At 44.2% G+C, this 17,626-nt stretch carries 21 protein-coding genes and 1 riboswitch; of the genes, 19 read left to right on the top strand and 2 right to left on the bottom strand.

Annotation, left to right across the window (positions count from 1 at the left end):
• The first annotated feature begins 12 nt into the window (after positions 1 to 12).
• The 17 genes from HMPREF2780_RS09940 (at position 13) to HMPREF2780_RS09860 (ending at position 13,858) form a co-directional block, all read left to right on the top strand.
• Positions 13 to 1,002, top strand: coding sequence for an ATP phosphoribosyltransferase regulatory subunit (locus tag HMPREF2780_RS09940; protein WP_048779874.1), 990 nt, complete (start codon positions 13 to 15; stop codon positions 1,000 to 1,002).
• The gene (gene hisG, locus HMPREF2780_RS09935) at positions 999 to 1,643 is read left to right on the top strand and encodes an ATP phosphoribosyltransferase (RefSeq protein ID WP_048779877.1); all 645 of its coding nucleotides are present in this window, start codon (positions 999 to 1,001) and stop codon (positions 1,641 to 1,643) included. The genes HMPREF2780_RS09940 and hisG overlap by 4 nt, the downstream gene beginning before the upstream one ends.
• Positions 1,640 to 2,932 (top strand): histidinol dehydrogenase, encoded by a 1,293-nt coding sequence (gene hisD / locus HMPREF2780_RS09930; protein WP_081102633.1) that lies wholly within the window; start codon positions 1,640 to 1,642, stop codon positions 2,930 to 2,932. Before hisG ends, hisD begins: the two co-directional genes overlap by 4 nt.
• Before the next feature lie 11 nt (positions 2,933 to 2,943).
• Entirely contained in the window at positions 2,944 to 3,528 is a 585-nt protein-coding gene (gene hisB, locus HMPREF2780_RS09925) for an imidazoleglycerol-phosphate dehydratase HisB (RefSeq protein ID WP_061596622.1), read from the top strand.
• A gap of 34 nt (positions 3,529 to 3,562) precedes the next feature.
• Positions 3,563 to 4,186: an imidazole glycerol phosphate synthase subunit HisH gene (gene hisH / locus HMPREF2780_RS09920; RefSeq protein ID WP_061596620.1), complete on the top strand. Its 624-nt coding sequence runs from the start codon at positions 3,563 to 3,565 to the stop codon at positions 4,184 to 4,186.
• Positions 4,164 to 4,886, top strand: coding sequence for a 1-(5-phosphoribosyl)-5-[(5-phosphoribosylamino)methylideneamino]imidazole-4-carboxamide isomerase (gene hisA / locus HMPREF2780_RS09915; RefSeq protein WP_061596618.1), 723 nt, complete (start codon positions 4,164 to 4,166; stop codon positions 4,884 to 4,886). Before hisH ends, hisA begins: the two co-directional genes overlap by 23 nt.
• Positions 4,887 to 4,888: 2 nt before the next feature.
• A complete protein-coding gene (gene hisF, locus HMPREF2780_RS09910; protein WP_061596616.1) occupies positions 4,889 to 5,647 on the top strand; it encodes an imidazole glycerol phosphate synthase subunit HisF in 759 nt (252 codons plus the stop codon).
• Positions 5,647 to 5,991 carry a phosphoribosyl-AMP cyclohydrolase gene (gene hisI / locus HMPREF2780_RS09905; protein WP_061596615.1) on the top strand — a complete coding sequence of 115 codons (345 nt, stop codon included), beginning with the start codon at positions 5,647 to 5,649 and terminating at the stop codon, positions 5,989 to 5,991. Before hisF ends, hisI begins: the two co-directional genes overlap by 1 nt.
• Positions 5,992 to 6,103: 112 nt before the next feature.
• Positions 6,104 to 6,418 carry a phosphoribosyl-ATP diphosphatase gene (hisE, locus tag HMPREF2780_RS09900; protein WP_061596613.1) on the top strand — a complete coding sequence of 105 codons (315 nt, stop codon included), beginning with the start codon at positions 6,104 to 6,106 and terminating at the stop codon, positions 6,416 to 6,418.
• A gap of 33 nt (positions 6,419 to 6,451) precedes the next feature.
• Entirely contained in the window at positions 6,452 to 7,201 is a 750-nt protein-coding gene (locus tag HMPREF2780_RS09895; protein WP_061596611.1) for a PHP domain-containing protein, read from the top strand.
• 212 nt (positions 7,202 to 7,413) lie between these two features.
• Positions 7,414 to 8,676: a UDP-N-acetylglucosamine 1-carboxyvinyltransferase gene (locus tag HMPREF2780_RS09890; protein ID WP_045773250.1), complete on the top strand. Its 1,263-nt coding sequence runs from the start codon at positions 7,414 to 7,416 to the stop codon at positions 8,674 to 8,676.
• Positions 8,677 to 8,723: 47 nt separating this feature from the next.
• Complete coding sequence (locus HMPREF2780_RS09885) at positions 8,724 to 9,275, top strand: GNAT family N-acetyltransferase (RefSeq protein WP_048779896.1); 552 nt, start codon at positions 8,724 to 8,726, stop codon at positions 9,273 to 9,275.
• Complete coding sequence (spxR, locus tag HMPREF2780_RS09880; RefSeq protein WP_008809336.1) at positions 9,268 to 10,545, top strand: CBS-HotDog domain-containing transcription factor SpxR; 1,278 nt, start codon at positions 9,268 to 9,270, stop codon at positions 10,543 to 10,545. The genes HMPREF2780_RS09885 and spxR overlap by 8 nt, the downstream gene beginning before the upstream one ends.
• 21 nt (positions 10,546 to 10,566) lie before the next feature.
• Positions 10,567 to 11,424, top strand: coding sequence for a methionyl aminopeptidase (locus tag HMPREF2780_RS09875; protein ID WP_008809335.1), 858 nt, complete (start codon positions 10,567 to 10,569; stop codon positions 11,422 to 11,424).
• 148 nt (positions 11,425 to 11,572) lie between these two features.
• Positions 11,573 to 12,466, top strand: a complete 894-nt coding sequence (locus HMPREF2780_RS09870; protein ID WP_048779904.1) for a YihY/virulence factor BrkB family protein — start codon at positions 11,573 to 11,575, stop codon at positions 12,464 to 12,466.
• Positions 12,467 to 12,683: 217 nt separating this feature from the next.
• Complete coding sequence (locus tag HMPREF2780_RS09865) at positions 12,684 to 13,133, top strand: MarR family winged helix-turn-helix transcriptional regulator (RefSeq protein WP_048779905.1); 450 nt, start codon at positions 12,684 to 12,686, stop codon at positions 13,131 to 13,133.
• A gap of 17 nt (positions 13,134 to 13,150) precedes the next feature.
• A complete protein-coding gene (locus HMPREF2780_RS09860) occupies positions 13,151 to 13,858 on the top strand; it encodes a B3/B4 domain-containing protein (RefSeq protein ID WP_060970170.1) in 708 nt (235 codons plus the stop codon).
• A gap of 97 nt (positions 13,859 to 13,955) precedes the next feature.
• Here the strand turns inward: HMPREF2780_RS09860 and HMPREF2780_RS09855 are convergent, their stop codons facing one another.
• Together HMPREF2780_RS09855 and HMPREF2780_RS09850 are read right to left on the bottom strand one after the other, a co-directional pair.
• Entirely contained in the window at positions 13,956 to 14,378 is a 423-nt protein-coding gene (locus HMPREF2780_RS09855; protein WP_060970171.1) for a GNAT family N-acetyltransferase, read from the bottom strand.
• Between the two features lie 31 nt (positions 14,379 to 14,409).
• Positions 14,410 to 14,847 (bottom strand): GtrA family protein, encoded by a 438-nt coding sequence (locus HMPREF2780_RS09850; protein WP_060970172.1) that lies wholly within the window; start codon positions 14,845 to 14,847, stop codon positions 14,410 to 14,412.
• A 28-nt stretch (positions 14,848 to 14,875) separates the two neighbouring features.
• A riboswitch (PreQ1 riboswitch) is annotated at positions 14,876 to 15,010 on the top strand.
• Here HMPREF2780_RS09850 and HMPREF2780_RS09845 point away from each other — a divergent pair.
• Both HMPREF2780_RS09845 and ligA read left to right on the top strand, forming a co-directional pair.
• Complete coding sequence (locus HMPREF2780_RS09845) at positions 15,008 to 15,517, top strand: QueT transporter family protein (RefSeq protein WP_060970173.1); 510 nt, start codon at positions 15,008 to 15,010, stop codon at positions 15,515 to 15,517. Its footprint overlaps the riboswitch before it by 3 nt.
• A gap of 146 nt (positions 15,518 to 15,663) precedes the next feature.
• Positions 15,664 to 17,622: an NAD-dependent DNA ligase LigA gene (gene ligA, locus HMPREF2780_RS09840; protein WP_060970174.1), complete on the top strand. Its 1,959-nt coding sequence runs from the start codon at positions 15,664 to 15,666 to the stop codon at positions 17,620 to 17,622.
• Positions 17,623 to 17,626 lie beyond the last annotated feature (4 nt).

Genomic DNA, 17,626 nt, shown 5'->3' with positions numbered 1-17,626 from the left:
GGAAAGCAGCCTATGAATAAAATCACCCTTCCGATTGGCATGCACGACAAGCTTTTCAAGAGGGCGCGTGTGACTTATGAGATTGAGCGGGACATCAGTGATTTTCTGATGGCTCAGGGTTTCAATCGGATTGATACACCGACTTTGGAGCACTTCGAGGTCTTCAGTGACCATGTGGAGCCCCATCATTATCATCTTTTCGATAAAAAAGGCGAGCTATTGGTGCTACGACCGGATGTGACCAGCCAGATTGGTCGGGTTATTGCTTCGACCAGGGTGCATACGCCGACCAAGTTTTCCTATTCGGGCAAGGTCTTTCACTATCAAGAAGAGCTGCGCGGTCTTGCCAACGAGCTCAGCCAAGCTGGTATTGAGATTATCGGCTATCCAGCTCGCGAGGCAGTGCTTGAGGCTATCAAGACAGCCAAGCAGTCGCTGGATTTGGCGCAGGTTAAGTCTTATCAGTTTGAGTTTTCCCATGCAGCAATCCTGCAGACAATCCTAGAGAGTTTGACCTTGGATTCGCAGGAGGAGGCCCAGTTGCTAGATTATATTCGCAAGAAAAACAGGACAGGGCTCTTTGAATTCACCCAGGCTAGATCGAGTGAGTTTGATGATTTTTTACAAGAACTGCCCTATCTGTTTGGTCCTAGCCAACAGGTTTTAGCTAGGGCTAGAGAGATAGTTGACAACGAGCGGATATTGACGGCTCTAGATGATATAGAGCAGGTTCTGCAGAGCCTATCAGGCTTGCTGGAGCAGACAACTATGGACTTGGGGCAGGTAGCATCCATGCCTTACTATACCGGCCTGACCTTCAAGGTCTTTGGTGACCGAGTGCCAGATGCTTTTCTATCAGGTGGTCGCTATGATCAGCTTTTCAAGCGCTTCGGGGCAGCAGAACTGACAGCTATCGGCTGGTCTTTAGATATTGATAGTGTCTATCAGGCTATTCATGATGACCTACCAGACGAGGGCGGAAAGGAAGGTGACAGCAGATGAGTCAGATTACCATTGCCCTGACTAAGGGGCGGATTGAGGAAGATACGGTCAAGCTCTTGACCCAGGCTGGCTTTGATATGTCCTTCATGGCAGACAAGGGACGCAGCTTGATTTTTGAAAGTCCTGACAGTCGCTTTCGCTTTCTCTTGGTCAAGGGGCCTGACGTGACAACTTATGTGCGCCATGGAGTCGCTGATCTGGGTATTGTAGGTAAGGACATTCTCTTTGAGCATCCGACCGGCTATCTAGAACTGCTGGATCTGAACTTTGGCCTTTGTAAATTCTCACTGGCCTCGGTTCCCAGCTATAACCCTCATGATCACAAGCGTAAGCGGATTGCGACCAAGTACCCGACGGTGGCGACTGATTATTTTAATCAAAAAGGGGAAGATGTGGAAATCATCTCCATCCAAGGCAGTGTGGAGATTTCACCGGTGCTGGGTCTGGCGGATGCCATTGTTGATATTGTGGAAACGGGGCATACCCTGTCAGCTAACGGCCTGCTGGTTTTTGAAGACATTTGTCGGGTATCTGCCCGGCTCATTGCTAATCAGGCTTCCCTGAAAAATAACCCGGATATCATGCCTTTTGTGGCAAAGATTGAATCCCTAGTAGGAAGAAGAGAGGTGGCTTTTAAATGACAATCATCAAGCGTTTAAGCGGAAGTAACGAAGAAATTTCACGGATTTTATACGAAGAGCAACTGCAGCTCAGCCAGCAGAACTTAGATGTGGAAGAAGCGGTGTCTGAGATTATTGAAAGGGTCAAACAGGACGGTGACCAAGCTTTAAGAGACTATACCATGCTCTTTGACAAGGTTGAGGTGACAGATTTTGAGATTGGGCAGGAGCTGATTGATCAGGCTTTTGAGGAGATTGATCCAGAGGTCTTGGCCGCCCTGAAAAATGCCCAAGCCAATATCGAATCCTACCACCGCCAGCAGTTGGAGACTGGTTTTGAGGACAGTCCCAGCGAGGGCGTTGTCCGTGGTCAGTTGATTCGGCCGATTGAGCGGGTCGGCACCTATGTACCTGGCGGCACCGCAGCCTATCCATCCTCCGTTCTCATGAATGTCATTCCAGCCAAGATTGCTGGTGTCAAAGAAATCATCATGATTACACCACCTCAGGAGCATTTTACTCCAGCGATTTTGGTCGCTGCCAAGCTGGCTGGTGTGGATCGGATTTTCCAAATTGGCGGAGCCCAAGGTGTAGCAGCCCTGGCTTATGGAACGGAGACCATTCCCAAGGTGGATAAAATAACTGGTCCGGGCAATATCTTTGTGGCTACTGCCAAGAAAATGGTCTATGGCATCGTGGGAATTGATATGATTGCTGGGCCTTCGGAGATTGGGGTCATTGCGGATCGTTCAGCCAGTCCAGTCTATGTGGCGGCCGATCTTCTGTCGCAAGCCGAGCACGACAAGCTAGCTCGGGCTATTCTGGTGACCGACTCGGACTTGTTGGCGGACCAAGTCGAAGCAGAGCTGGACAGACAGCTGAAAGAGCTGCCGCGAGAGAAAATCGCGCGTGCTTCGATTGAGAACAACGGCCGTATCATCCTTGCGCCTTCTAAGGAAGCTATGTTCGAGCTCATGAATCAGGTGGCACCGGAGCATTTGGAAATTGCCATGGATGATGCTTATAGCTATCTGGATCAGGTTGAAAATGCTGGCTCTGTCTTTCTGGGGCATTATACTAGCGAGCCAATCGGTGACTACTATGCGGGAGCCAATCACGTTTTGCCGACTACCAGCACTAGCCGCTTTTCATCAGCTCTGGGAGTCTATGACTTCATCAAGCGCATCCAGTACACCCAGTACAGCCGTACTGCTGTAGGAGCGGCTGACAAGGATATTACCAGTCTGGCCTATGCAGAAGGCCTGCAGGGACATGCCAAGGCCATCGAAGCCCGCAGACAGGAAAAATAAAAGGAGTTGCCATGAGACAAGCTGAAATCAAGCGTAAAACACAGGAGACCGATATTGAACTGGCTGTCAATCTTGATCAACAGGAGCCGGTAGCTATTGAGACTGGTGTCGGATTCTTTGACCACATGCTGACCCTTTTTGCCCGCCACAGTCGAATTTCTCTGACGGTTAAGGCTGAAGGCGACCTTTGGGTGGACAGCCACCATACGGTCGAGGATGTGGGCATCGTATTAGGGCAGGCTCTGCATCAGGCTTTGGGAGACAAGGCAGGTATCAACCGCTACGGTACTAGTTTTGTGCCTATGGACGAAACGTTAGGCATGGCTAGTCTGGACTTATCCGGTCGCTCCTATCTGGTCTTTGAGGCGGATTTTGACAATCCCAAGCTTGGGAATTTTGATACCGAGCTGGTAGAGGAATTTTTTCAAGCCCTAGCCTTTAATCTGCAGATGAACCTGCACTTGAAAATCCTTCATGGTAAGAATAGCCACCACAAGGCGGAAAGTCTCTTTAAGGCGACTGGACGAGCTCTGCGAGAGGCTATTACCATAAATCCAGAGATTCATGGAGTCAACTCCACCAAGGGCTTGCTCTAGCTTGTCTTTCTGAGTGAAAGGAGTTGATGTAGAGATGATGATTGTCATTGATTATGACGCGGGAAATACTGCCAATGTTCTCCGTGCTCTGGCTCAGGTCGGAGTAGAAGCGCGCCTGTCAGCTGATCCGCAGGAAATTTTAGCTGCCGATGGCTTGATTTTACCAGGTGTCGGTGCTTTTCCTACTGCCATGCAGGAGTTGGAAAAGCGAGGGCTGGTTTCAGTTATTCAGCAGGCTGTGGCCGATGGCAAGCCTCTCTTGGGCATTTGCTTAGGCATGCAGCTCCTGCTGGAGTCTGGATTGGAGAATGGTCAAAACTCTGGACTGGGCTTGATTCCGGGTGTTTGCCGCCGGATTCCGGACCAGGCTGGTCTGCCTGTTCCTCACATGGGCTGGAATGACTTACAGATCCAGCAGTCGTCTGCTTTGACAGCTGATCTTGAGGGCCAGTCAGTCTATTTCGTCCATAGCTACTATACAGATGTTCCGGAGGAGTACTTGGATGTGACGTCTGATTATGGGCGACCTATCCCTGCCATGATTCACCGAGGATCGGTCTTTGGCTGCCAGTTTCACCCAGAAAAGTCAGGTGCAGTTGGCCTCGGTATCCTAGAAAAGTTTAAGGAGTATGTCTATGAAAATACTGCCTGCTATTGATATCAAAGACGGTCAGGCCGTCCGCCTTTTTAAAGGGGATTTTAGCCAGAAGACGGTAGTCAATCCTGATGTTTTGGAGCAAGCTCGAGTTTTCAAAGAAGCCGGGGTTACCATGATTCATGTGGTTGACTTGGACGGAGCCTTAGAAGGTCGTGCGGCCAATCGAGATTTGATTGCCCAGATTAAGTCGGAGACTGGTCTAGCTATCCAAGTAGGGGGCGGCATTCGCAGTCTGGATCAGATTGAAGATTACCTGGCGGTCGGTATTGATCGTGTCATTATTGGCTCTATGGCTGTTAAGAATCCTGAATTTGTTGAGGCTGCGCTGGAGCGCTTTGGAAGTAGCAAAATCGTGATTGGCATTGATGCGAAAGAAGGTCTGGTTGCAACTGAGGGGTGGCTGGAAACCAGCAATCAAGACTATATCAGTCTGGCGCTGGCCATGGAAAGGATTGGCGTCCGTCTCTTTGTCTATACGGATGTGGATCGAGACGGGACTCTGACTGGCCCCAATATCCAGCATTATCAAAAATTGCTGGCGTCTCTCAAGCAAGCTCAAGTCATTGCCTCTGGCGGTATCCAGTCAGCGGATGACTTAGATGAACTGAAAAAACTGGGCTTGGCTGGAGCCATTGTAGGCAAGGCCTATTACAGTGGACGAATTAGCCTAGAGCAGATCAAGGAAGCAGAAAGGGGTTAGCCATGCTGAAAAAACGAATTATTCCCTGTCTGGATGTCAAGGACGGCCGGGTGGTCAAGGGCATCAACTTTGTCAATCTGACTGATGTGGGAGATCCAGTCGATGCGGCCAAGGCCTACTATGAAGCTGGTTGCGATGAGTTGGTCTTTTTGGACATCACAGCTACCCATGAGGAGCGGGACACGACGGTTGAGATGGTCCGGCGCGTGGCAGAGCAGGTTTTCATTCCATTTACCGTCGGGGGCGGCATTCGCACGGTTGAGGACATGAAGCGGATGCTCCAGGCTGGGGCGGATAAGGTCGCCGTTAATTCATCAGCACTGGCAAATCCTCAACTTTTAGCTGACTGCGCTGAGAAATTCGGCAGCCAATGTGTGGTGCTGGCCGTAGATGCTAAGAAAGAAGCGGATGGCAGCTGGCACGTCTATCTGGCTGGTGGCCGCAAGGACAGCGGTCGTGACCTGTTAGACTGGGTGCAGGAAGCCGTTGGTCTCGGAGCGGGGGAAATTCTTCTGACCAGTATGGACAAGGACGGGACCAAGTCTGGTTTTGACTTGCCAATGTTGGAAGCTGTTTCTCAAGTAGTTTCCGTTCCTATCATCGCTTCTGGTGGCGCTGGCAGTAGCCAGCATATCCTAGAAGTTTTTGAAAAGACTGCAGCGACAGGTGCCTTGGCAGCTTCAATTTTCCATTATGGTCAGGTCTCCATCTCAGAGACCAAAAAAGCCATGCAGGCAGCTGGATTGGAGGTTCGCATCTGATGACAGAAGTAAAGTTAGATTTTCAAAAACAAGGCGGTCTTATACCTGCCATTATCCTAGACCACACCAGCAAAGAAGTTCTCATGTTGGCCTATCTCAATGAAGAAGCCTACCATCTGACCCGCACTAGCGGTCAGATGTGGTACTGGAGCCGGTCACGTCAGGAACTTTGGCATAAGGGAGCCACCAGCGGCCACTACCAGACTGTCAAAAAAATCACAACTGACTGCGACCTAGATACCCTGCTGATCGAGGTAGACCAGCTGGGAGCAGCCTGCCACACCGGTGCTAAATCCTGCTTTTTTCATACAATCTGGGATGAAGAAGACAACAAAACTGACTAAAAGCTCCCTTGCTTTATTACTTGGTTAATGCAAAAATAAAACTAAGAAGTCAGCCTGCCATTGGAAAGAATTGCTTTTTATAGTAAAATAAGGACAGTAACAAGGAGATACTATGCTAGAAACCCTCTATCAAGAAGCCCTCAAACGCAAAAAAAAGCCCAAGGAAGGCTCCTATACCAGCTATCTCTATGACAAGGGGCTGGACAAGATTCTCAAAAAAGTCGGTGAAGAAGCGACAGAAGTGGTTATTGCGGCTAAAAATGCTGACAAGGACGAGATGGCAAATGAGACAGCTGATCTGCTCTACCATTTGGCGGTCGCTCTCGTCGAGACTGGCGTCAGTCTGGAAGAGGTAGAGGCCGTCCTCCAGGCCCGTCAGGGCAAGCAGAGCCGGATTCATGACCGACCTGAAATTGACCAATACTAAAGTGACACAAGATTTGCAGAAAGGCGGTCCAGCATGCGCGACAACCATCTTCATACCTATTTTTCCTATGATTCTGAGGCAGATTTCTGTGACTATCTGGACCATTACGCGGGCGAGATTGTCACCACTGAGCACTATGATTTGTCCAATCCCTACCCTTACGAAGCTGCCTCTCCCCACGATGATGTGCCTGACTATGCGGCCTATTCAGCAAAAATAGCAGAGCTGAACCAGCAATATGGCAACCGCATCAAAAAGGGCATTGAAATTGGCTATTACGCTCCGCGCAAAGACGATATCCTAGCTTTCCTAGCGGACAAGGACTACGATTTGAAACTCCTATCTGTCCACCACAATGGCAGTTTTGACTATCTGGAAGAGCCAGTCTTGCAGCTGGATAAGATGGAGCTAATTCCCTCCTATCTGAGAGAGTTAGAGGAGGCTATTGAGGCTGTTCCAGCAGATGTACTAGCTCACTTTGACTATGGTTTCCGAAAATTTGCGCTTACCGTAGAGGAGTTAAAAACTTTTGAACCAGAGTTGCGACGGCTTTTTCAAAAGATGATTGATTATGATCTGGCTTTTGAGCTCAACTGCAAGTCCATGTATCTTTACGGTCATGAGGAACTCTATATCTACGCTCTTTCTCTAGTCAAGGAGCTGGGTGGCCAGCGCTTTTCAGTGGGATCAGATGGCCACAAGCTGGAGCATTTTAGGCTGGGTTTCAATCAGATCCAGAAAATCTTGGAAGCCTTTGAAATTGGGGAAGATGAGCTTATCTGACATCTGTTAGACCTGCCTATGCTAATAAAGAAACAAAATATGAAATAGGTCATTCTAAAAAGTGCCAGTTTACCTAACTGTTATTCAAGAGAGAAGAAAGAGTCTTCTCTCTTTTTAAAATCTCTAGCTTATGAAAAGAATAGGCAAAAACAGGTATCTGTGATATAATAGATAGGAATTCTATGTATGAAAAAGCTTGAGAGAGAAATAAAATGAGAAAAATAGTGATAAATGGTGGCCGTCCTTTAAAAGGTGAGGTTACGATTAGTGGTGCAAAAAATAGTGTTGTAGCTTTAATTCCAGCTATTATTTTGGCAGATGGCATTGTGACTTTAGATGGAGTGCCAGCTATTTCAGACGTTGATAGCTTGATTGACATCATGGTAACCATGGGAGCTAGTGTGAAGCGGGATGGAGACAGTCTTGAGATTGATCCGCGCCAGGTTCAAAGTATGGCGATGCCTTATGGTAAAATCAATAGCCTCCGCGCTTCCTATTATTTCTACGGAAGTCTTTTAGGGCGCTTTGGAAAAGCAACAGTCGGTCTTCCAGGTGGATGTGACCTTGGACCGCGTCCGATTGACCTTCATTTGAAAGCTTTCGAAGCTATGGGAGCTCAGATGACTCAAGAAGGCAATGCCATGCATCTGGAAGCCGAGACTGGACGCATGCGAGGAGCAAGCATTTACATGGATACAGTAAGTGTCGGTGCGACGATTAATACTATGTTAGCTGCTGTTCGAGCATCCGGTCGGACAGTTATTGAAAATGCAGCCCGTGAACCTGAAATTATTGATGTTGCTACTCTTTTGAATAATATGGGTGCCCATATTCGTGGTGCTGGTACAGATATTATCACAATCGAAGGTGTAGATAAGCTTCATGGGACTCGTCATCAGGTTATTCCAGATCGAATCGAAGCAGGGACTTACATTTCACTGGCAGCAGCAGTCGGCCAAGGGGTTCAGATTAATAATGTCTTGTATGAGCACTTGGAAGGTTTTATCGCTAAGCTAGAAGAAATGGGTGTTAGAATGACTGTCTCAGAAGACAGTATCTATGTTGAAGAGCAAAGAGAACTCAGAGCTATCAATATTAAAACTGCTCCATATCCAGGGTTTGCTACTGACTTACAGCAACCAATCACTCCGCTTTTGTTGAAAGCCAAAGGACGGGGCATGATAATGGATACGATTTATGAGAAGAGAATTAATCATGTGCCTGAGCTTGCTAAAATGACAGCTAAAATCTCATCAACCAGTCATCAAATTATCTATGAAGGACCAAATCAGCTACATGGTGCTGCCGTAAAAGCTACTGACTTACGCGCGGGAGCGGCATTGGTTATTGCAGGTTTGATGGCTAAAGGCCGGACAGAGATTACCAATATTGAGTTTATCCTTCGTGGCTATTCTAATATTATTGAGAAGCTGAAAAATTTGGGTGCCGATATTGAGTTGGTTGAGGAAGCGTAAGGATACAAGAATAGGATATATACGAAAGTATTGTCTAAAGGTAGCTTATGAATATTTGGACAAAACTAGCTGAATTTGCTTTTATTGAAACAGACCGCCTGCTACTAAGACCCTTCTCTTACCAGGATGCAGAAGATTTCTATGCTATAGCCTCTAATCCACAGAATCTGGAGTTTATCTTTCCAAGTCAATCCAGTCTGCAGGAGAGCCAGTATGTAGTGGCTAACTTTTTTATGAAGAATCCTCTTGGTGTTTGGGCAATCTGTGATAAAGAGAGCCAGCAAATGATCGGTTCTATCAAGTTTGAAAAGTTAGATGAAATTAAGCAAGAAGCTGAGCTGGGCTATTTTTTAAAAAAGGATTATTGGGGAAGAGGACTAATGACTGAATGTGTCAAAGAGATTCTCTTTCTATCTTTTAGCGAATTTGACCTAAAAAGGCTAAGCGTTGTCACTCATTTGGAAAATCTGGCTAGTCAGCGTGTTGCTCAAAAGGCGGGTTTTAAAATGTGTCGACAATTTAAAGGAAGTGACCGCTATACACGCAAGATGAGAGACTATATCGAATTTCGCTATGAAAGAGGTGATTTTTATGAGTAAACACCAGGAAATTATCGCTTATTTGGAGAAACTTCCTATTGGTAAAAGAGTCAGTGTTCGTAGTATTTCGAACTATCTAGGAGTCAGTGATGGAACGGCTTACCGAGCGATTAAGGAAGCTGAAAACAGAGGATTGGTTGAGACTCGTCCTCGTAGCGGTACTGTTCGAGTGAAATCTAAAAAAGTTGTTCTAGAGCATCTGACCTATCATGAAATCGCTGAAATTACTCGTTCAGAAGTATTAGCTGGACAGGCTGGTTTAGATAAGGAATTCAGTAAGTTCTCTATTGGGGCTATGACAGAGCAAAATATTATGCGTTATCTGACTGAAGGAGGTCTCTTGATTGTCGGAGATCGGACAGAGATTCAACGCTTAGCTCTAAAGAATGAAAATGCTGTCTTGGTTACAGGGGGATTTCGAGTTGAAGAGGATATTTTAACTCTTGCAGATCAGATGGGAATCCCGGTCATGCGGACCCAGCATGATACCTATACAGTAGCGACAATCATTAATCGTGCGCTTTCCAATATTCAAATAAAAACAGATATTTTAACAGTTGAACAGGTCTATCGTTCTAGTCATGAATATGGCTTTTTAAGGGAAACGGATACAGTTCGTGATTATTTGGAGCTGGTGCGTAAAAATCGTTTCAGTCGCTTTCCGGTCATTAACCAACATCAAATGGTAGTTGGAGTAGTGACAATGCGTGACGCTGGAGATAAATCGCCCCATACAAATCTTGATAAAATCATGACAAAAAATCCTTTTATGACAGGCTTGAAGACGAATATTGCCAATATTAGTCAAAGGATGATTGCAGAAGATTTTGAGATGATTCCTGTTATACGAAGCAATCAAACCTTGCTAGGAGTCATTACTCGGCGGGATATTTTGGAAAAAATGAGTCGGGAGCAGGTATCGAGTCTGCCAACCTTTAGTGACCAGATTGCTCAGAAGTTAGTCCAGAACGCTAATGGTTTCTCCTTTACAGTAGAGCCTTTTATGCTGGAAAATAACGGGGTTTTATCGCATGGAGTTCTAACAGAAATCTTAAATACTGCAACTCATCAGCTGGTAGCTTCTAATGGACGAAGTTTAATTATTGAACAGATGATGATATACTTTTTACAGGCTGTTCAATTGGATGACTACTTGACTTTGACTTCCCGTGTGGTGCATGAAACAAGACGTTCAGCAATTATAGATTACGATGTCTATTTAGACCATCAATTAGTAGCTAAGGCAACTATGACAGTGAAAATAAACTAAGAAGAGGAATAAAATCTAAGAATGATTACAATAAAATCGCAACGCGAAATTGATTTAATGGCAAAAAGTGGGGAGTTTCTCGCTTCTATTCATCGAGGTTTGAGAGACTTGATTAAGCCAGGGATCGATATGTGGGATATTGAAGAATACGTCCGCAAACGCTGTAAAGAAGCAAATGCTTTGCCCTTGCAGATTGGTGTAGAAGGCAGCATCATGGACTATCCGTATGCTACTTGCTGCTCTCTAAATGATGAAGTGGCTCATGCTTTTCCCCGTCATCAAAAGCTGGTAGAAGGTGACATTATCTGTGTAGATATGGTTGTCGGATTGGTTGATAAGGCTGAATTAGATGTTTCAAAACTGGATTTTAATAAGGTCTCAGAAGTTAAAAAATACACAGAAAGTTTTCGTGGCGGTGTTGCGGATTCTTGCTGGGCTTATGCAGTTGGGAAAGTCAGTCCAGAAGCACAGCAACTCATGGATGTGACCAAAGAATGTCTTTACCGAGGAATTGAAGCAGCACAAGTTGGTAATCGTATTGGCGATATTGGTGCAGCGATTCAAGAATATGCTGAAAGTCACGGTTATGGCGTTGTGCGAGATTTGGTTGGTCACGGAGTTGGTCCAACTATGCACGAGGAACCAATGGTACCCCACTATGGACGTGCAGGACGTGGCTTGCGCTTAAGAGAAGGAATGGTATTAACCATTGAACCAATGATCAATACCGGTACTTGGGAAATTGACACTGATTTTAAAACTGGCTGGGCTCATAAAACCTTAGATGGTGGCTTATCTTGCCAATACGAACATCAGTTTGTGATTACAAAAGATGGCCCAGTGATTTTGACCAGTCAGGGTGAAGAAGGAACTTATTAAAAAACATAGGAGGTTGGGATAAGGCGTTCCTAGCCTCTTAACTTTGTCCGGTAGAGACTGAGAACCGTAGCAAAAAAGACTTCTTGCTATTAGAAAATAAAAAAGAAATAAATGATGGGCCTTTGCCCTAGTTTTAGAAAGGAAGCTCATGAAAAAAATAGTCGAAAAACTAAAACAACAGCAGTTTTTACGGGCTTTTATAGAATTTTATGATAAGTCTGAAATAGGTATGACCAGTATAGCTGTAGCCTACTATTTTTTGATTTCGGCCCTTCCTTTATTGCTGGTTTTAGCCAATATTTTACCCTATTTTCAAGTCCAAACGGACGCTCTCTTGAATTTGTTAAGCGAAATACTACCAGATTCGCTTTACCCCATGGTGGCTAAAGCTGTGAGAGCCGTTTTTGGTCAGCCGTCTTCTGGTTTACTAGGTTTCTCCATCTTATCAGCTCTCTGGGCTTTTTCCAAATGTATCTCATTTTTGCAAAAAGCTTTTAATAAGGCTTATGGTGTTACAAAAGGGCATGGCCTGCTTCGAAACCGTCTGTTTAGTTTTGTGGTGAGTATCGGTTTACAGATCCTCTTGATTCTTTCTATGATTCTATCTGTTTTTGGTCGAAGTATCCTAACTGTGGTTTACAATGTTTTTGATTTAGATGTCTCTTTCTATAGACAAATCACTACTATAACTGAGGGACTTGTTTTCCTGGTTCTCTTTCTAACCTTAGTTGCCCTCTATTATCTTTTGCCTAATGTTAAGATAAACAAACTTCGGTACGTCTTGCCAGGAACCATCTTTGTAGTGGGAATTCTCTTTGGCCTACTGAATTTATTTAGTGCCTATTTAGAAGCGTATATGCACCACTTTATTAATGTCCGTTTTTTCGGATCAGTAGTTGTGATCATCATTATGTTATGGTTTATCATTGTTTCTAAAATATTGATTATCGGTGCTATTCTCAATGCGAGTATTCAAAGTTGTTCTGAGTCGGAGTTCCAACTAGACAGAATAGGAAGTTTTTCCTTTAAAAAGAAGAACTAGCTAAATGGCAACCTAACGGATGGTCAAGAACTGAATTCTGCATTTTTCTCTAGTATCATTACTAATCTTAATAAGAATAAGAAACTCCTTTACTTGTAAGGATTTTGATATTGATTTCTTAAAGAGGAATTTTCCTCTTTTCTTTTTCATTCTATTTTATTGCATTTGCAATAAAATGTGGTATAATAGATTCAAATAAAAGTTTAAAGGAGGGGATATGTCAGTATTGCGGGAAATTGGGATTATCGCACGAGCTTTGGATTCCATTGCTAATATTGAGTTCCGTGACATAGAGCTGGCGCGGGGGCAATATCTTTATTTGGTAAGAATCGCGGAGAATCCAGGAATTATCCAAGAGGAGCTATCGGAGCTGCTCAAGGTGGATCGCTCAACGGTCGCCCGTTCTGTCAAGAAGCTAGAGTCCAAGGGCTTGGTTCAGCAGAAGGCAGCCAAGGGCAACAAGAAGAACAAGGAATGGTTTGTGACGGAAAAAGGAGAAAAACTTTATCCTTTTATCCTAGCAGAGAATAACTATTCTGAAGAGACATCCCTGCAGGGCTTTTCTCAGGCGGAAGTTAAAGCCTTGGAGAAAATGCTGGTACGAGTGCGTGAAAATATCACAGGTGACTGGGAAGCAGTCAAAAAAGGACAAAAAAGAAACTATTAAGATTAAAGAGGTGCATCATGAAAGTTACAGTTGAAAAAGCATTTTGGCAAGTATTTCCAGAAGCTCAGATTAGTGTTTTAGTAGTCAAAGGACTGGATAATCGAGTGGATGAAAGTAAGGATCCATATTTCAAATCCTTACTAGATAAGGGAGCGAAACGAGCTGAGGACTTTATTTTAGATGAGAACTTCACTCAAAATGAAGTCATTCAAGAGTGGCGGCAGGCCTTCAGCAAATTCAAGACCAAGAAAGGAGCGCGTTCCTCTATCGAAGCTCTGCTCAAGCGGGTTAGTCAGGGACGAGGGTTCCAGCCAATCAATCCTTTGGTTGATATCTACAACAGTGTCTCGCTCTCTTATGCGGTTCCATGTGGCGGAGAGGATTTGGATAAGATTGTCGGAGGTCTTCATCTAGGAAAAGCCAAGGGTGGGGAAGCCTTTTTCCCATTGGGCGCTGAGAGTGACGCACCGGCACTGCCAGAAGAAATCATCTACTACGATGAAGAGGGAGCTGTCTGTCGTTGTCTTAACTGGCGAGAAGCCCAGCGTACCATGCTAACAGAGGAGACCAAGGATGCTATCTTGGTCATTGAGGCCATCAATAAAGAGCAAGCAGTGCGTGCTCGAGCAGCGATGTCAGAACTCCAGACCTTGATTGAGGACTATTTTGGCGTTAAAGGTGAAATCACCCATCTGACTGCTGAACATTACAATCTGGAAATTTAAAAATAAAAAAATCTGGATCAGAATTATCTGGTCCAGATTAATTTATGTAGGGTGGATCCTTTTTTTATAAATAGTTGCCAGAATGTCGCCCTTATCATCAGTTCTCAGGTCCTAAGTCTTTCGTAAAATAGTACCTCTTTCCGCTATAAGGATATTCTTTCAGGGTAAATACTTCTTGGTATCCATGTCTTTTATAAAAATCAGGCGCCTGAAACTGATAGGTATTGACGAATGAATAGGTACAGTTTCTGACTCGAGCCTCTTTTTCAGCTTGCTCCAAAATTTTTGATCCAATACCTTGCCCACGAAGGTCTTCTTTGACAAATAGATATTCGATTTCAAGCCAATTTCCAAAAGTTTCTCCGGTCAAGCCAGCTATGAGATTTCCTTCTTCATCCTCTAAATAAATGTCCAGAGCTTGGCTTTCTGATGGTTCTCTTTTTGAGCGGTTATAGGTTCTGAGTAAGTTTCTCAGTTCTTCTCTTTTAGCTGAGTCACCATTTTCAAATTTTAAGTTCATTTCTGCCTCCATGGAGCTCTTTCCGAGGTCTTTAGTTCTTTTTCTCAAAGACAAAGAGTTTGCTGAAAACGTAGTTGAGAACAATAATAAGCACCTGAGCGGTAAGGGTTTCAATAGTATTGACCAATTTGATATTATGATTAACAAACTGGCCAATAATCTGCGGAAAACTAGTCACAAAGATAAAGGTCAAGAGTAAATTTAAACCCATCGTAGCCAATCGAGCTGTGAAAAACTTGACTAATCTAGCAGGCCAGCCCTTTCTTTTTTGCTTAAAAACGATGGTGTCATTGGTTGCAAAGGCAAAGAGAATACCAAGAACATCACCAATGACGGTTGCCAAGATTTCATTGCTAGTTAATTCATAACAGATCATCCTGCTGGCAACAGAAACGATAGTTGTTGCCACACCAAAGAAGAGATAGGATAGAATCTCATTATCAAAGAATTTTTTTATTAAGGATTTCATAAAGATAGTCTATCATATTTCAAATATTTATGCTATACTAGTTGAGTTGCCGAGTTTGTAAGGGAGAGGCTTGTCTTTCTTCTTTTTCCTAGCAACCCTTGGCGCTTAGCTTCTTTCGCCAAGCATATTACACGCGGTAAAACCGCTAAAGGAGAATTTGATGAAAAAATTAACTGCCCGTGATATGGTGCAAATTGCTCTTGTAGCAGCTATTTACATTGCTCTTACAATCATACCACCCTTCAATGTGATTAGCTTTGGCGCTTATCAGTTTAGAATTTCTGAAATGATGAACTTTATGGCCTTTTATAATCGTAAATACATTATTGGTGTGACAATCGGATGTATGATTGCGAATCTATTTAGTCCACTTTGGATTGATGTTTTTGTCGGAGGGGGGTCAACTTTAGTTTTTCTAACTCTTGGGGTTGTCCTATTTAGCAAAGTTAAGCCGGGCTATCTGCTCAACGGTTGGCTTCGAAAAGACTTCTTTCTATTTTCAATTTTCTTTTCGATTTCAATGGTGACAATTGCTATTGAATTGAATATTGTTACTGGAGCACCATTCTTACTTACATGGTTTACAACAGCTATTGGAGAATGTGCATCTCTACTTGTCGGAGCTATCTTGATTGATAAAATCAGTAAGCGCATTGACCTAACCCAATAAAAACGAAAAGGCTTATTAGGTTTGTGAAATCTGAGGCCTTTTTTGTTGCCGTTAAGGCTAAGAGAAACTTTGATTGATAGGCCTTTTTCTTCGCTTTTTAAGGGAAAAAATAGGGCGAATAGAGATATTTATGATAAAATAAGAGTATGAAAGATAGAATGTCTGAGTTAGTTTCCCTGCTCAATCGTTATGCTCATGAATATTATACAAAAGATGCGCCAAGTGTGTCAGATAGTGAGTATGATCAGCTATACAGGGAACTGGTTTCATTGGAAGAGCAATATCCAAACGAGATTTTACCAGAAAGCCCAACTCACCGAGTGGGTGGAAAAGTTTTAGATGGTTTTGAAAAATACCAACACCAGTATCCTCTCTATAGTTTGCAGGATGCTTTTTCGCGTGCAGAATTAGTTGCCTTTGATGAACGAGTAAGAAAAGAATTTCCAGATGCGTCCTACCTTTGTGAACTGAAAATTGATGGTCTATCTATTTCCCTGGCATATGAAAATGGTATTTTGGTAGCAGGAGCGACTCGTGGTGACGGATCCATTGGTGAGAACATTACGGAGAATCTCAAGCGTGTCAAGGATATTCCTTTGACCTTACCAAAACCCTTGACTATTACAGTACGTGGGGAATGCTATATGCCAAAGGCATCTTTTGATGCGGTAAACCAGCTTCGTCAGGAAAATGGGGAGGCAGAATTTGCCAATCCAAGAAATGCTGCAGCAGGAACCTTGAGACAGCTGGATACATCAGTTGTGGCCAAGCGTAATCTAGCGACATTCCTTTACCAAGAAGCAAACCCGACAACTGAAGCGACTCAGGAAGATGTCCTTGAAAAACTGAGTCAACTTGGCTTTTCTGTTAATGAAAAACGGGTACTGGCTAGTACTATAGACCAAGTCTGGGACTTTATCGAAAAGATTGGTCAGGAGCGGGACAGTCTTCCTTATGAGATTGACGGTATTGTCATAAAGGTCAATGACCTAGCTGTGCAAGAGGAGCTAGGCTTTACTGTTAAGGCGCCTAAGTGGGCCATCGCTTATAAGTTTCCAGCTGAGGAAAAGGAAGCCCAGCTTTTATCTGTAGACTGGACAGTGGGTCGGACCGGAGTGGTAACACCTACAGCTAATCTAACACCAGTTCAGTTGGCAGGGACAACTGTTAGCCGTGCGACTCTACACAATGTTGATTACATCAGGGAAAAGGACATTCGCAAAGATGATACAGTTATTGTCTATAAAGCTGGAGATATCATTCCAGCCGTCTTGCGTGTGGTAGAAAGCAAGCGTGTTTCAGATGAACACTTGGATGTACCTAGCCAGTGCCCGAGTTGCCAGAGCGACTTGCTCCATTTTGAAGATGAGGTCGCCTTGCGATGTATCAATCCGCTCTGCCCCGCCCAAATCATGGAAGGATTGGCTCACTTTGCCAGTCGTGATGCTATGAATATTAGTGGCCTGGGGCCGGCAGTGGTTGAAAAGCTCTTTGCTAAGGATTTGGTTCGAGATGTGGCAGGCATTTACCGCTTAAGCATCGAAGATTTACTCCAGTTAGAGAACTTTAAGGAAAAATCAGCTAATAAATTATATAATGCTATTCAGGCTTCTAAGTCAAACTCAGCCGAAAAACTCTTGTTTGGCTTAGGTATTCGCCATGTTGGTAGCAAGGCCAGTCGGATTTTACTGGAGAAATTCCATGATATACCAAGCCTTGCTCAGGCAGAGCAAGAAGAGATTGCCAGCATTGATAGTCTTGGCATGGTGATTGCTAAAAGCCTGCACAGCTATTTTGCCCAAGAAGGGACACAGATCCTGCTGAAGGAACTAGAAGAAGCAGGAGTTAATCTGGCCTACCTTGGTGAAAAGGTGGCGGCAGATGCAGTCCTATCGGGTAAAACAGTTGTTTTAACAGGGAAATTAGAAACATTAACACGAACACAAGCTAAAGAAAAACTTCTTCGTCTAGGAGCCAATGTTGCTGGCAGTGTTTCCAAGAAAACGGACTTGGTTATTGCTGGAGCGGATGCAGGTAGCAAGTTGGCCAAGGCCCAAGAATTGGGAATCGAAATCCAAGATGAAGCATGGCTTGAACAGTTATAGAGGC

The sequence above is a fragment of the Streptococcus sp. HMSC062B01 genome (assembly GCF_001811085.1).
GTDB classification, from domain to species: domain Bacteria; phylum Bacillota; class Bacilli; order Lactobacillales; family Streptococcaceae; genus Streptococcus; species Streptococcus gordonii.
This window is presented reverse-complemented; position numbering and strand designations above follow the sequence as displayed.